The sequence below is a fragment of the Mycolicibacterium palauense genome (genome assembly GCF_002592005.1).
In the GTDB taxonomy this organism is placed as follows: Bacteria; Actinomycetota; Actinomycetes; order Mycobacteriales; family Mycobacteriaceae; genus Mycobacterium; species Mycobacterium palauense.
Map to the genome: position 1 here is coordinate 1 of NZ_NVQF01000071.1, position 13,379 is coordinate 13,379.

The 13,379-nt window shown below is 69.6% G+C and carries 14 protein-coding genes and 1 tRNA gene; 8 read left to right on the top strand and 7 right to left on the bottom strand.

Annotated features, from left to right (window positions below):
• Nucleotides 1-121 precede the first annotated feature (121 nt).
• A complete protein-coding gene (locus CSR00_RS22570) occupies nucleotides 122-736 on the top strand; it encodes a hypothetical protein (protein ID WP_099024658.1) in 615 nt (204 codons plus the stop codon).
• Nucleotides 737-1,007: 271 nt separating this feature from the next.
• Here CSR00_RS22570 and CSR00_RS22575 read toward each other — a convergent pair whose 3' ends face one another.
• The 3 genes from CSR00_RS22575 to CSR00_RS22585 all read right to left on the bottom strand — a co-directional run bounded on the left by CSR00_RS22575 (nucleotide 1,008) and on the right by CSR00_RS22585 (nucleotide 3,998).
• A complete protein-coding gene (locus CSR00_RS22575; RefSeq protein WP_099024659.1) occupies nucleotides 1,008-1,985 on the bottom strand; it encodes a bile salt hydrolase in 978 nt (325 codons plus the stop codon).
• Nucleotides 1,986-2,100: 115 nt separating this feature from the next.
• Entirely contained in the window at nucleotides 2,101-3,327 is a 1,227-nt protein-coding gene (locus CSR00_RS22580) for a sensor histidine kinase (RefSeq protein ID WP_245906416.1), read from the bottom strand.
• A complete protein-coding gene (locus CSR00_RS22585) occupies nucleotides 3,324-3,998 on the bottom strand; it encodes a response regulator transcription factor (protein WP_099024660.1) in 675 nt (224 codons plus the stop codon). Before CSR00_RS22585 ends, CSR00_RS22580 begins: the two co-directional genes overlap by 4 nt.
• Before the next feature lie 61 nt (nucleotides 3,999-4,059).
• Between CSR00_RS22585 and CSR00_RS22590 the strand changes: the two genes are divergently transcribed.
• Genes CSR00_RS22590 through CSR00_RS22610 form a run of 5 tightly spaced genes read left to right on the top strand, consistent with a single transcriptional unit; the run spans nucleotide 4,060 to nucleotide 7,256 of the window.
• Nucleotides 4,060-4,317 carry a hypothetical protein gene (locus CSR00_RS22590; protein ID WP_099024661.1) on the top strand — a complete coding sequence of 86 codons (258 nt, stop codon included), beginning with the start codon at nucleotides 4,060-4,062 and terminating at the stop codon, nucleotides 4,315-4,317.
• A complete protein-coding gene (locus CSR00_RS22595; protein ID WP_099024662.1) occupies nucleotides 4,314-5,258 on the top strand; it encodes an FAD:protein FMN transferase in 945 nt (314 codons plus the stop codon). The genes CSR00_RS22590 and CSR00_RS22595 overlap by 4 nt, the downstream gene beginning before the upstream one ends.
• A complete protein-coding gene (locus tag CSR00_RS22600; RefSeq protein ID WP_099024663.1) occupies nucleotides 5,258-5,815 on the top strand; it encodes a ferric reductase-like transmembrane domain-containing protein in 558 nt (185 codons plus the stop codon). Before CSR00_RS22595 ends, CSR00_RS22600 begins: the two co-directional genes overlap by 1 nt.
• Complete coding sequence (locus tag CSR00_RS22605; protein WP_099024664.1) at nucleotides 5,812-7,035, top strand: NADH-ubiquinone oxidoreductase-F iron-sulfur binding region domain-containing protein; 1,224 nt, start codon at nucleotides 5,812-5,814, stop codon at nucleotides 7,033-7,035. The genes CSR00_RS22600 and CSR00_RS22605 overlap by 4 nt, the downstream gene beginning before the upstream one ends.
• On the top strand, nucleotides 7,035-7,256 hold the full coding sequence (locus CSR00_RS22610) for a ferredoxin (RefSeq protein WP_099024665.1): 222 nt from the start codon (nucleotides 7,035-7,037) through the stop codon (nucleotides 7,254-7,256). Before CSR00_RS22605 ends, CSR00_RS22610 begins: the two co-directional genes overlap by 1 nt.
• A gap of 10 nt (nucleotides 7,257-7,266) precedes the next feature.
• Here CSR00_RS22610 and CSR00_RS22615 read toward each other — a convergent pair whose 3' ends face one another.
• Nucleotides 7,267-8,487, bottom strand: a complete 1,221-nt coding sequence (locus tag CSR00_RS22615; RefSeq protein WP_099024666.1) for a L,D-transpeptidase — start codon at nucleotides 8,485-8,487, stop codon at nucleotides 7,267-7,269.
• Between the two features lie 163 nt (nucleotides 8,488-8,650).
• Here CSR00_RS22615 and CSR00_RS22620 point away from each other — a divergent pair.
• Nucleotides 8,651-8,726, top strand: a tRNA-Lys gene (locus tag CSR00_RS22620).
• Nucleotides 8,727-8,911: 185 nt separating this feature from the next.
• Here CSR00_RS22620 and CSR00_RS22625 read toward each other — a convergent pair.
• From CSR00_RS22625 to CSR00_RS22630, 3 genes are all read right to left on the bottom strand, one after another.
• Complete coding sequence (locus CSR00_RS22625) at nucleotides 8,912-9,103, bottom strand: DNA-directed RNA polymerase subunit alpha C-terminal domain-containing protein (protein ID WP_099024667.1); 192 nt, start codon at nucleotides 9,101-9,103, stop codon at nucleotides 8,912-8,914.
• A gap of 69 nt (nucleotides 9,104-9,172) precedes the next feature.
• Entirely contained in the window at nucleotides 9,173-9,376 is a 204-nt protein-coding gene (locus CSR00_RS30305; protein ID WP_141564439.1) for a hypothetical protein, read from the bottom strand.
• A 270-nt stretch (nucleotides 9,377-9,646) separates the two neighbouring features.
• Nucleotides 9,647-10,228 carry a uracil-DNA glycosylase family protein gene (locus CSR00_RS22630; RefSeq protein WP_328514755.1) on the bottom strand — a complete coding sequence of 194 codons (582 nt, stop codon included), beginning with the start codon at nucleotides 10,226-10,228 and terminating at the stop codon, nucleotides 9,647-9,649.
• Between the two features lie 236 nt (nucleotides 10,229-10,464).
• On the opposite strand from CSR00_RS22630, the gene CSR00_RS22635 reads away from it, so the two are divergent.
• Nucleotides 10,465-13,338, top strand: coding sequence for a CHASE domain-containing protein (locus CSR00_RS22635; RefSeq protein ID WP_099024668.1), 2,874 nt, complete (start codon nucleotides 10,465-10,467; stop codon nucleotides 13,336-13,338).
• Nucleotides 13,339-13,379: the final 41 nt, after the last annotated feature.

The window sequence follows — 13,379 nt, forward strand, 5'->3', positions numbered from 1 at the left end:
GGGCGACTCCTACCGCATCAAAGACCGCGACCTCGGGAGAGTCCCGGGATCGACAACCGAAGAATGAACACCAAGGGGGTCAATTTTCAACCGACGAAAAGGGGTCAATTTTCGGCCGCCGTTGACAGCAGCTGCGCTGCAATCCAAGCTGAATGACGACGGCGAAACGATCACCGTCGACAGCGCCCGAGGGTGGGCGGTCCGCGTCGAACTCAGCACACGCCTGGATGCGTTGCGGCGGCGGTTGCCCGCAGTCGTCACCGCGTGCGACCACCACGGCGTCGATGACCCGGCCCGCATACCGGCGAGCGAATGCGGCGCAGACGTTGAGTGGTTCGTGTCATCGGGCCTGCGGTTGTCGCCAAGCTCCCTGGCCTCTCCCGGCACCGTGGTCGTGTGGATGCCACCGACCGCAGGGTGGCCGCGTGACGCGGCTCTGGACCACGACTTGGACCGGATGCTCAGCAACACGGGTGTTACGTCGAAGCTGGGCAAGTTGCGCGACCACACGGGAGTCACGGAACGCCACCTCGCCGTCGGCGTGCATCACTACGGGCCGGGTTTCGACCTGTTCGACCAGTTGCTGTCGCCGCGTGGCTACGTGCCGCAGTACGAGCCACCCGACGGGTTCGCCGCCACGCACGTGTGGATCACCGCTGGCTATCACGCGGTGCTCACATGGACCCGCGCAAGCGGCTGGTCGTGGCGGTCGCTCCCCCGCTCGGACAGCCAATAGCGGTGGCCGCCATGCAACCGCCGATTCAACGAGCCATGCAATACCGTCGTTGCATGGTGTGGTACCTCGATGTACCTGGATGTCGGGACGACTCGGCTGCGCCGCAGGTCAACGGTATATTTCGGAATTTCGATGTACTTGGATGCGCGTAGCGGACGGGTGTTCGAGTCCCGTCAGCCACCCCGAGGTTAAACACCGCCTCACCTGCGGATTCGCGGGTGAGGCGGTGTTCTTTTTCACCCCTCGTCCGCCGGCGCATCCGGTCCGGCGCTCAGGCCGTCAGGAACGCGAACGGTTCGGCGGGTTCGAACGCGGCGGACACCTCACCGGCAAGGGATTTGGGGCCCAGCGTTTCGAGTCGCAGCACCTCGGCCCCGGCGTCGAGGTTCACCTTGTCCAGGTCCACCCAGAAGGTCGCGGGCCGGATCGCCGACTCGAAGTACAGGCGCCGGGCGTCGTGGTCGTGCACGGTGCGCCACAGGGTGGCCGCGATGTTGGGGTGGTCCGGGTCATCGAGCCCCAGCGGCACGCCGATGGTCCGCATCTGGGAGAACACCGACGCCACCGCCATGCGCCGGTCCACGTATTTCGGTGAGCTCTTCAGGAAGTAGCTCGCCCGCACGTACCGGTCGGCCGCGCTGATGGTTCCGGGCAGCATCCGGTCGCCACCGATCAGCTCCCAGTAGGCGTTGATGGCGATCTGCTGGTCATAGGTCGGCGAGTTGGTCAGCACCGCGTGCTCGGGCCCGTGGTGGATGACCAGCTTCCCGTCGAGGTATTCCAGGATCGCCGAATCACCGGAGGGATCGGACAGCGCCAGGTGCCCGGTCGCCGCGCGACCGTTGGGCAGGATGGGCGCCACCACGGTGAACGGGTCGTCCTGCATCGCGGCCACCGATTCCTCGACGCTCGCGAAGTTGTCCAGGAAGTACTGCGCCCACGCCCCGATCGACAGGGTGGGTTTACCGGTCTTGGCTGCGTCGCCGTAGTCGGATTCCGCGAGGTAGAGCACATTGCCGACCAGCCCCGCCTCGTTGATGCCGTCGACGGTGGCCGCGTCGTAGAACGAGGCGATCACCGAGCCGAACTTGGAGACCCAGGTCGCGGCGCTCGCTCCCTCGTCCCCGGTCCGCTGCATGCCCTTCGGGAACACCCACAGGTCCGTCTGCTCGTCCGGGTCGTTCCAGTCCATCCCGCGACCGACGATGCAGGTGCCGGTTCCGGTTTCGTACTTGATGCGCGTACACATGGTTTCCCTTTCGCCTCCTCCGGTGCGGCCGGTGGCCGCCGAGAACACACGCTGGAAACGAAACTACTCAGAACCGCGCCCGCCGGTGCGGTGGCGCAGCGGCCGGGGCGCCGGGTCAGCCGGGTCGACGAAACCAGCTCCGCCGGGACGCCGGGCGCGCCGCGGGGAGCGTCAGCGTGAAGGTCGCGCCTCCGCCCGGGGTCTGTCCGACGGTGACGTCACCGCCGTGGGCGACCGCGATCTCGCGCACCAGGGCCAGCCCGATCCCGTAGCGCGTCCGCCCGGTGGTGTGGTGGTCGCCGTGTGCGAACCGCTCGAAAAGCCGGTCCACGGCGTCCGGGTCGACGCCGACCCCGTCGTCGCGAACCTCCACGGCCACCGTGTCGGCGCCCGCCGATGCGGTCACCACGACACTGCCCCCGGGGTGTTCGTGGGCCAGCGCGTTGTCGACCAGCGCCCCCAGCGCCCGCTTCAGCGCGGGAGCCGATCCCGACACCACCAGCTCGCCGCCCGCCTCGCGGGGGCCCGTCGTCAGATCGACGCCGGCGGCCGCGGCGAGTTCGGCGAAACCCGCGCAGACCTCGGTGCTGAGCTCCCCCATGTCGACGTCGGCGCGTGGCGTCGAGGCCGCGCTCATCGCCGCCGAGGCCAGCAGGTCCTCGATCACGTCACCGAGCGCGCGGGCGTCCTCGACCAACGCGTCGAACTGTTCCTGCTGGCCGGGCGGTGCGCGGCGCGCCAGCAGTTGCGCCCGGGTGGCCAGCACGGTCAGCGGGGCGCGCAACTCGTGGGAGGCGTCGGCGACGAACCGGCGCTGCAATGCCAGCGCCTCGGCCAGCGGGCGGATGGATCGCCGGGTCAGCAGCACCACCACCGCGATCGACGCCAGAATCCCGGCCAGCTCGGCGACGCCCAGAGCCAGCAGGAGCCGGCTCCGGTTGGCCAGGTAGGGCGCCAGATCCAGCGCGGCCACCACCCGCCCGTCGGGCTCGTCGGTCACATACGCGCGGTAGGGAATGTCGTCCACCGTGACGTCGAAGAACCCGGCGGGCCCGTCGAGCAGGGGCTGCATCACCTCGGGATGGGCGCCGATCGCCTCCTGCCCCCGCACGTCGCGCAGCGCCAGGATCATGCCGGGCGGCGGATCGGTGACGTCGTCGGCCGAGGCGGCCACCGAGACGAGCTGCGACCGGATCTGCTGGTTCTGCACACGCACGTCCACCCCGAAGACGACGGCGCCGACGATCACCAACACCGCCGCCAGCGCCAGCGAGGCCTGCAGTGCGGCGGTACGTCCCGCCTTGTGCACGACGGTCTTGTCGCGTGCGGGCCCGGCCGTCACGAGCGGCCGAACCGGTAGCCGCTGCCGTGCACGGTGCGCACCACATCCTTTCCCAGCTTGCGCCGCAGGTAGTGCACGTAGGTGTCGACCGCGCCGGCCGATTCGGCCCCACCGAACACCGACTGCAGCAACTGGCCCCGGGTGAACACCCGCCGGGGTGCGGCCATCAGCACCGCGAGCAGATCCGACTCGCGCTGGGACAGTTCGATCCCGATCGGCTCCGCCTCGTCGAATACCGTGCGCGACAGCCGATCCAGGCGAAGCCCGCCCGCCGACAGCAGAGTCCCGCCGTCGTGGCGGCGCAGCAAGGCGCGGACCCGTGCCAGCAGTTCGGGCACCTCGAAGGGCTTCACCAGATAGTCCTCGGCCCCGGCGTCCAGACCCTCGACACGGTCGTCGAGGGTGCCGCGCGCGGTGAGAAGCAGGGCCGGCGTGGAGATTCCGCGGCCCCGCAGCACGGCGATCAGTTCGGCACCGTCGAGCACCGGAAGTCCGCGGTCGACGATCGCGGCGTCGTAGTCACCGGTCAGTCCCCGGTGCAGCCCCTGCTGGCCGTCGTGGGCGACGTCGGCGGCATAGCCCTCGTCGGCGAACAGCTCGGCCAGCATCGAGGCCAGCCGCCGGTCGTCCTCGACGATCAACAGCCTGGGCGCCTCGGTTCCCCCGCGCATGCAAAGAGCTTGCCATGGCGGTTCTTATAGGGCTCAAAGAATCGGCGGTGACGATGGCCGCATGACAGGACGACATCCCGGTTTCCGCCACGCCGCCGCCACCTCGTGGGCGCTCGTCGGCGTCGGCGTGGCGGGGACGCTCGGGGCGTCCCTGCTCGCCTACCTCGGCACCTCGCAGAGCTCGGATCTGGAGGTCGACCAGGGTTCGGCGGTCACGCTGCTCGACGACGCGCCGATATCGCGCCCGCAGACCCCCACCTCGACGTCGGTGTCGCAGAGTTACGCACCCCGGATCCACGCGAGGTCCTTCGGCTCATGAGTCCGCCCACCCTCGCGCCGGCCGCCACCGCCGAGAGCACCTGGTCGCGATGGACCACCACGATGCAGCTGGTGGTCACCGACCCCGGCCGGCTCGGCGCGGCGCGGCGCGAGGTCGACGCCGAGCTCGACGCCGTGGAGCTCGCGGCGTCGCGGTTCCGGCCGGACTCGGAGGTGTCGCGGCTGGTGACCGCGGCGGGGCGGCCGACGGAGGTCAGCGAGCTGCTGGCGGAGCTGATCGGCGCGGCCCTGACCGCGGCCCGGCGCACCGACGGCGACGTCGACCCGACCCTGGGCGCGGCGCTGATCGCCCTCGGCTACAACGGTGAATCCGCCGGTGAGTCCGGGGGTGAGTCCGGGCACCGGCTCGCGTCGGTGACCGTCCCGGCCGACTGGACGATGGTGCGGTTGCACGACCGCGCCGTGACCCTGCCGCCCGGGGTGCTGCTCGACCTCGGCGCCACCGCCAAGGCCGTCGCCGCCGACCGCGCCGCGCAGCGGGCCTTCCGGACCTGTGGGTGCGGCGTGCTGGTGAGCCTGGGCGGCGACATCGCCACCGCGGGCCCGCCGCCCGCCGGCGGGTGGCACGTCGGCGTCCGCGACGGCGGGGACGAGCCCGCCTGCGCGGTGACGTTCGGCGCCGGGGTGGGCCTGGCCACCTCCAGCACCCTGCACCGCCGCTGGTCCCGGGACGGCGAGCGGCGCCACCACATCCTCGACCCGCGGACGCGACGCTGCGCGGACCCGGTCTGGCGCACGGTGTCGGTCTGCGCGCCCAGTTGCGCCGAGGCGAACACGATGAGCACCGCCGCGGTGGTGCGCGGCCGGCGGGCACTGGACTGGCTTGCCGCACTGAATGTTCCGGCCCGACTGGTGGACCAGGACCGGGCGGTGCACACCGTGGGCGGCTGGCCCCGCGACGCCGGTGGGGGGAGGCCGTGATGGACGAGGCGATGTGGGCCCTGGGCCGCGGGACTGGCATGGTGGCGCTGGCGTTCTTCACCCTGTCGATCGCGCTGGGTGTGGTGACGCGTTCCGGGCGCCGCCTGGGCCGGCTCCCGCGTTTCGCCGTCGTCGACGTGCACCGGTTCGCCGCCCTGTTCGCCGTCGTCCTGGTCGGCCTGCACGTGACGGCGCTGCTGGCCGACCCCTACGCGCAGCTGCGCCTCGTCGACGTGGTGGTGCCGTTTCTGGGCCACTACCGGCCGGTGTGGCAGGGCCTGGGCACGCTGGCGGTGGATCTGACGATCGCGGTGGTCATCACCAGCCTGCTGCGGCACCGGCTCGGGCTGCGCGCATTCCGGGTGGTGCACTGGGCGGCCTACGCGTTGTGGCCGGTGGCGTTCGTCCACGCGCTGGGTAACGGCACCGACGCCGGGCGGCCCTGGTTCCTGCTGTTCGCCGGCCTGTGCGCGGTCACGGTCGCCACCGCGCTGGCGTGGCGGGTCCGGGCCGACTTCGCCGAGTATGCGGCGACGCGAGTGGCGGTCCGGTCGTGAGGGGCACCACCCACGCGGCGTCCCGGGCACCCGCTCGCGCGCGCCTGCTGGCCGCCGCGGGGCCCGAACTCGGCTCGCATCGACAGTGTTTCGGCGCCGCGCCCGGCCGTGTACCCCAGCTGTCGGCGGTGCTGACCGACGCCGGTCTGACCGGTCGCGGCGGCGCGGGCTTCCCCACCGCCCGCAAGGTGTCCACGGCCGCGGGCGCGCGGGGCGCCGTCGTCATCGGCAACGGCGCCGAGGGCGAACCGCTCAGCGACAAGGACGCCGTGCTGCTGAGCCGGGCACCGCACCTGGTTCTCGACGGGCTCACCGTCCTGTGCAACGCGGTGGACGCCGAGAGCGCCTACCTCTACCTGCCCGAACGCGCCTTGGCGCCGATCGAGTCCGCGTTGGCCGAGCGGCGCGCGGCGGGCTGGGAGACCGCCGCGGTGTCGGTGGTCGAGGCTCCGGACGCCTTCATCGCCGGCGAGGAGACCGCCGTCATCCGGCGACTCGAGGGCGGACCCGCGCTGCCCCGGGACCGGGTGGCGGTGGTCGCGCAGTCGGGTCTGCGGGGCCGGCCGACGCTGGTCAACAACGTCGAGACGTTGGCGCAGGTGGGACTCATCGCCCGGTTCGGGCCGCGCTGGTTCCGCTCGGTCGGCGACCCCGCCCAGCCCGGCACCATGCTGGTGACGCTGTCCGGCGCGCTCGTCGCCCGCGGCGTCACCGAGGTGGCGACCGGTGTGCCGCTGGCCGACCTCATCGGATGGTACGGGCGTACCGATCCGCGCGGCCTGCGTGCGGTGCTCGTCGGCGGCTACCACGGGGCCTGGCTCACCGCCCGCGACATCCAGGATGCGTACCTGTCGCGAAATTCGTTGTCGCGGTGGGGCGCCACGCCAGGGGCCGGCATCATCCATGGGCTCGGCGGGGCCGAGTGCGGCCTGGCCCGCACGGCCGACATCGTGGCCTACCTGGCGCGCGAGTCCGCCGGCCAGTGCGGCCCCTGCGCCAACGGTCTGCCGCGGCTGGCCGGGTTGTGGGAGGACCTCGCGCACGGTTCGGCCTCCTGGGACGTGGTCGGCGAGATCGAGCGCATCGCCGGACTGGTCGTGGGCCGCGGGGCCTGCCGCCACCCCGACGGCAGCGCCCGGATGGTCGGCAGCGCGCTGCGCGCCTTCGCCGGCGATGTGGCGGCGCACATCGGCGGCCGCTGCGAAGCCGAGGTCCGCTGATGCCCGAACGCCTGCACATCGATTGGACCCGCTGTGACGGCCGCGGGCTGTGCACCGAGTTGTTGCCCGAGGTCCTGGGCCGCGACGAGTGGGGCTACCCCGCCGCGCGTGACGGGTCGCGCGAGCCGGCGATCCCCAAGAACACGATGCCGGCGGCGCGGGCGGCGATGTCGCGGTGCCCGAGGCTGGCGCTCACGCTGCTGCCCGGCGAGCCGGGATAGGGGGGCCCGATCAGGTGTCGGCGTTGCCGCTCTTCCACTGCTCCCACGGGATGTTCCAGTCGCCGAGCCCGTCGGTGCCCGGCAGCACGGAGCCCACGGTGTTGACGACCTCCACGAGGTCGCCGCGCTTGGTGTTGTTGTAGAACCACTGCGCGTTGCCGGTGCTGACGTTCAGGCACCCGTGGCTGACGTTGGAGTAGCCCTGGCTGCCCACCGACCACGGTGCGGCATGCACGTAGATGCCGCTGTAGGACATCTGGGTGGCGTATTCGACCTCGGTGCGATACCCGTTGGGCGAGTTGACCGCGACGCCGTAGGTCGACGAATCCATCACCAGGTCCCGGTAGCGGTCACCGATGATGTAGGTCCCGTTGTTGGTGGGTGTGCTGTTCTTGCCCATCGAGATGGGCATGGTCTTGACGACCTCGCCGTTGACCCGGACCGTCAGCGTCTTGGTGCTGTCGTCGGCGGTGGCCACGACCTTGTCGCCGATGGTGAAGTGGGTGTTGACGTTGTCCTGGCCGAACAGGCCGTCGCCGAGGTCGACGCCGTAGGTGTTGACCGCGACGTCGACCTTGGTGCCGGGCTCCCAGTAGTTCTCGGGCCGCCAGCGGACCTCGCGGTTGCTCAGCCAGTAGAACGCGCCCTCGACCGGCGGTTCGGTGGTGATCGTGATGGCCTTCTCGGCTGCCGCGCGGTCGGGGATGTTCTCGTCGAACCGGATGGCCACCGGCTGGCCGATGCCGACCGTCTCCCCCTCGTTGGGCAGGACGTAGGGCATCGTGAGGTTGTCCGGCGAGTGGGTCTCGAAGGCCATCCGCTCGCTGGTGACGCCGCTGAGCCCCAGGGAGCGGGCGTTGAGCACGTAGTGCTTGTTGTAGCCGAGCGGCTTGGCGGTCGACCAAGTCAGCCCGTCGTCGCTGAGCTCACCCTCGACGGTCTCACCGGCCTCATTGGTCATCGTCACCGCGCCGAGCACCCCGTTCTCGGCGGTGACGGTCACGGGCTGGTCGACGGCCACCCCGACGGCGCCGTCGGTCACCGACGCGGACAGCTTCGGCACCAGCAGGTCGTCGTAGGGGGTGCCCTTCTCGTCGATGGTCTGCACCGGCGGCGCGGCGGAGTTGCCGCTGCACGCACTGACGGTGAGCACCACCGCGGGGATCATGACCAGTGCCGCCAGCCAGGGCCGATTGCCGCGCGGACGGGTCGCTGAACGGACCTGCCACATAACTTGCTCCACCTCGCAACCGAACCGACTGGGACTTTCTTGGCAATAGTCTAAGGGCATTTTCGGCCCCGGCGCGACCTCGGCGTCACGCTGCACGCTGCCGCTGCCACCGGCGGAATTTCGCCCTGCGCGGCCTTGCCTGTTATTGTCTCACACGCAGTACGCGCCGTTAGCTCAGTTGGTAGAGCAGCTGACTCTTAATCAGCGGGTCCGGGGTTCGAAACCCTGACGGCGCACCACCCGAAAAACCCTGCTCAGGCGGGGTTTTTCTGGTTCCGGGCGCTTGCTGGCCGTGACTGAAGCGTCAGAAGTCAATCCAAGAGCTCCCGCTGACGTCTTTTTGGCGTCCCATGCTCTCGGTCGGCCAACAGGCAAGCCCCGCTGTCGCCGGGCGCCACGACTCGCCTCGCGAGGCGAGCACTGGTCATCGGCCCACAGCCCGCACTTCGGCGAGACTGAGAATCCCAAAGTTGCGCAGCTCCAGGAGTTCGGCGTCACTGGCCGCCCGTACGTCGCCGAGATTGCGGTAGCCCCCGCGGATAAGCGCGTAGGCGGTGCGGGGAGTGAACTGCGCGAAGTCAGCTGGGATCGGGGGCAATTCCTGACCGTTACTCATAGGTGCGCCTATCTCCAACCACGCGCAACGTTAATCGTGCGCCTATTCCGCATCTATCATGCGCCCGTTCTATGAATCTTTGCGGAACAGCATGTGAGACACATGCGCCGACGGTTTTGCGAGCCCGTCGTGCCAGCGCGTGAGCAGACGCAGAACCTCAGAAACGAGGCCGGTGTCGCTCGACCACACCGACATGCCGGTGTCGCAGAACGGCGTTCGACTTCGCGACGAGATCCCGCCGTTCTCGATTTCTTGCACCGCAGAGTCGGCCATGTCCGTGCAAGTGAAACCCTGGACAACCAATCTGCTGAGAATCCGGGAGAAGACTCGATCCGTCTCGATGATTTGCGCTCGCTCGGCGGGCTGTGATCCACGACGAATTCACTGGACAGGTGAGCTCACCGCCGAATGCAGAGAGGAAAAACCGAAATCCGTCGCAAAGCCGCGGGATATCACGCATTACTTTCGTGGCTACCGACCAGCCAGGTGACGACACTCGAGGGCCGATGCCGGCCCCGCACGCGGGCGCGCCGATCGGACTCGCTAACTCCGCAGGGCCCCCTTCCCGATGGCCCACTTCAGCGCCTCGGCCATGCTGGCCGCGTACGTCGCCTCGAGGGCATCGTCGTGTTGCCTTTTCACCCAGGACGGATGCTTCGCGAAATGCAGGCACGGCACCGTCTTCGACCGGACATATCTGGGCGCGCTGAAGGGCCAGGGCACCGTGCGCGCGGTCGGGTAGATGAACGACAACACGCGTTCGGCGTCCTCGCCGAGCCCGATGACCAACCGCGGCCGAACGATCTCGAGCTCGCGAAGCAGATACGGCGAGCAGTTCACGATCTCGTGGTCGTGTGACCCGCGGTTCTTGCGGGGGTGGCAGTGCACGGCATTGGTGATGAAGAGGTCGGCCTTGCGGCAGCCGGCACGCTCGAAGCTCGTATTGAGCAGGCTCCCGCTGCCCTCATAAAACGGCTCCTGCGGTTTCATGCACTGTTCGCACAGGCTCTGCCCCACGATCGCGACCGGCGAGTCGATCGAGCCCCAGCCCGGCGCCGCCTGCGTCACACCCTTCTTGTTCATGCCCTCGCAACGCCTGCAGGCTCTGATCTCGTCGTCGAGCAACCTCTTTCGTTGGTGGCGATCACCGGCACCGTTCGGCATCGACGCGTCCTCCTCGATCGGTCGGTCGGCCCCTACACGGTCGCACGACCGCGCACGGCCCGCAGGAAACCGCAGCATGGCCCGTGCCCCGGATCTGGCCGATCGCCGGTCGCCGGGCAAACCCCGAACTACCATGCAGAGCTACATGGCCGGGCGCCCGAACCGGAGCGGGTTTGGCCGAGGGGGAATCCGCACAGATGAAGCGCCTGGACAACCCCCTCTCGGCGGCCCCGCCCGCGGGTGCCGACGGCGCCCCGGGGCCACCGCGACGGGAATCGAGCGCGGAGGTCATCCGGCTCATCGTGGGCGCCGTGCTGTTCATCGCGGTGGTCAGCGCGGCGTTCTGGCCACTGGGCGGCACGCTCGCCTCGGCACCGGCACCCCTGGTGCCCGAGTACGTGGGTGCGGCCGCCGCACTGGCCGTCAACGCCCTGGCCGTGTGGGCGATCTATCTGCGTCCCCCGGGGCGGTGGGCCCGCCCGCTCACCATCGCCGCCCTGGTGGCGGTGACCGTTTCGGCGACGGCCGTCTGGCTGGGTCCCCTCGATGCGGTCACCGCACTGGACGCCATCGACTTCCCCGGCGGGCCGGCCCCGCTGATCGCCTCGCTCGCGGCCTTCGGGGTGACCCTGATATCCGTGGCGCTGCTGCTCAAGATGGCCGGCACCAACACCGCTCTGCGGATCGCCGCCGAGATCTGCGTGCTGTGCGCGTTCCTGATCGGGGTCAGTTCGATCATCGTCTACGCCTACGGCGAGGACCTCATCGACCCCTTCCTCATGCTGCGCAGGGTTCGCGTGCCCGCCGCACTGAGCATCACGCTGCTCACCGTCGCGATCGTGGTGGCCGAGAAGCACTGGGCCATCCACCGGGTGGTGCGGCGCATGGGTTGGGGTGCGGGCCTGTTCTTCGGCGTCCTCTTCGTCCTTCTCACCCTGACGGGACTGATGTGGCAGATCGCCCAGTCGGACGCGAAACTTCAGCTCGCCACCCGCTTTCAGTCCGACGTCTCCACGATGCGCCGCCTTGTCGAATCGCACCTCAACGGCGACATCAAGGCGCTCAAGGGCGGCTCAAGCCTGTTCGCGGCCTCGGAGGACGTCGACCGCGCCAGCTGGAAGGCCTACGTCGACGGCCTCAATCTCGAACAGGACTACCCCGGCGTTCAGGGATTCGGATACGCCCAGGTGGTGCCCGCGGATCAGGTCACCGCGGTGGAGAACGCCGTACGCGCAGAGGGGTTTCCCGACTTCACCATCTTCCCGCTGGCGCCGCCCCGCGCCGTCTACACGACGATCATCTACCTGTTGCCCTTCGACGCGCGGAACCAGCGCGCGTTCGGGTTCGACATGTTCTCCGAGCCGGTCCGTCACGACGCCATGGCCCGGGCGCGCGACACCGGCCAACCCGCCATGACGCGCCAGGTGATCCTGCTGCAGGAGGGCGAGGGCGACAAGCAGAAAGGTTTCCTGATCTACGAACCGGTGTACCGGCGGGGCAGCCCCACCGGCGACACCGCCGAGCGCGTCGCGGCCATCGAGGGCTACGTCTACAGCCCCTTCCGGATGAAGGACTTCATCAACGCCTCGCTGGGTGATCAGACCTTCAACATCAACTTCGAGGTCTACGACCAGGATCCGGCCGACCCGAACGCCCTGCGCCCGGAAAACCTGATGTACGGCACCCCGCCGCCGGCCGCACCGGATTCGACACCCACCGCCACACAGGTCCTCACCACCGGGGGCCACTCCTGGCTCCTGCGGTTCACCGCGACACCGGCCTACGCCACGATCCAGGAGACCAGATCACGCCCGCAGCTGGTGCTCTACGCCGGCCTGCTGGTCAGCGTGGCGCTGGCGTTGGCGACCTACTTCCTGGCCTCGTCACGCCAGCGCGCCGTCTCGATCGCCGGCACCCTCACCGAGGACCTCGCCAACGAACGCGACGCCGCGGTGCTCGAACAGCAGAAGGACGAGATGCTGCTGGACGGCATCATCGAGGCGATGGTCGTGTTCGACCGCAACGGCAGGATCGAACGCATCAACGCCGCCGCCGAGGCGATGCTCGGCCGCGACGAGTCCGAGCTGCTGGGAAAGCACTATTCGGAGGCCCTGGTCGCCTACGACGATCACGACCAACCGATTCCGCTGCACGACCGGCCGGCCGCGGTGGCGCTGGGGAGCCGCCACAAGATCGTCAACGCCGTCGTCTACTACCGCCGCAGCGACGGTACGACGTTCCCCGCGTTGTTGAGCGTGGCACCGCTGATCCACAACGACGAGCTCCACGGCGCCATCGAGGTGTTCCGGGACATCTCCGAGGAACGCGAACTCGACCGGGCCAAGGACGAGTTCGTCTCCGTGGCCTCCCATCAGCTGCGGACGCCGATCACCGCCCAGAGCTGGTTGCTCGACATCCTCGGCGACGGCGAGACCGTCGGTCCGCTGACCGACCAGCAGTCCGAGATCGTGCAGAAACTGGCGAAGAGCAACGCGCGGCTCGCCGAACTGGTCACCGCCCTGCTCAACGTGTCCCGCATCGAATCCGGCCGGCTCACGGTGGCGCCCGTGCCGACCGACCTCGTGGAACTGACCGACAGCGTGTTGGAGGAGGTCCGGGTCGAGCTCGAACCGAGGGGCCACCGCGTGACGGTCACCGCCCCGCCGCTGCCGCGAGTCAGTGTGGACCCGGTCCTGATCCGGCAGGTGATCATCAATCTTCTCGTCAACGCCGCCAAGTACTCCCCCGACGGGTCATTGATCGAGGTGTCCATCGAGCTGCGGGGTGACCACCTCACCTACACGGTGCGCGACCACGGCTACGGCATTCCGATCCGGCAACGCGCCCAGGTGTTCTCGAAGTTCTTCCGGGGGGAGAACATCCTGCACCGCCAGACCGACGGCAACGGCCTGGGACTGTATCTGGTGAAGTCGCTGGTCGAAATGTCCGGTGGGCGTATCTGGTTCGACTCCGCCGAGGATCACGGCACCGCCTTCAGCTTCACCTTGCCGCTGTCCGGCAGCCCCGCCCGCGAGGGCGAGGTCAGCTTCGGGATGGCCCCCGCCGAATGACCACCGACGTGCGAGATGACCAGCGGCCACCCGGCCCCGCG

Excerpts from the sequence above, each read along its gene's own strand:
- CSR00_RS22575 (WP_099024659.1), bottom strand. The coding sequence starts at position 1,985 with ATGTGTACGCGCATCAAGTACGAAACCGGAACCGGCACCTGCATCGTC.
- CSR00_RS22585 (WP_099024660.1), bottom strand. The coding sequence starts at position 3,998 with ATGCGCGGGGGAACCGAGGCGCCCAGGCTGTTGATCGTCGAGGACGAC.
- CSR00_RS22590 (WP_099024661.1), top strand. The coding sequence starts at position 4,060 with ATGACAGGACGACATCCCGGTTTCCGCCACGCCGCCGCCACCTCGTGG.
- CSR00_RS22595 (WP_099024662.1), top strand. The coding sequence starts at position 4,314 with ATGAGTCCGCCCACCCTCGCGCCGGCCGCCACCGCCGAGAGCACCTGG.
- CSR00_RS22600 (WP_099024663.1), top strand. The coding sequence starts at position 5,258 with ATGGACGAGGCGATGTGGGCCCTGGGCCGCGGGACTGGCATGGTGGCG.
- CSR00_RS22610 (WP_099024665.1), top strand. The coding sequence starts at position 7,035 with ATGCCCGAACGCCTGCACATCGATTGGACCCGCTGTGACGGCCGCGGG.
- CSR00_RS22615 (WP_099024666.1), bottom strand. The coding sequence starts at position 8,487 with ATGTGGCAGGTCCGTTCAGCGACCCGTCCGCGCGGCAATCGGCCCTGG.
- CSR00_RS22625 (WP_099024667.1), bottom strand. The coding sequence starts at position 9,103 with ATGAGTAACGGTCAGGAATTGCCCCCGATCCCAGCTGACTTCGCGCAG.
- CSR00_RS30305 (WP_141564439.1), bottom strand. The coding sequence starts at position 9,376 with ATGGCCGACTCTGCGGTGCAAGAAATCGAGAACGGCGGGATCTCGTCG.
- CSR00_RS22635 (WP_099024668.1), top strand. The coding sequence starts at position 10,465 with ATGAAGCGCCTGGACAACCCCCTCTCGGCGGCCCCGCCCGCGGGTGCC.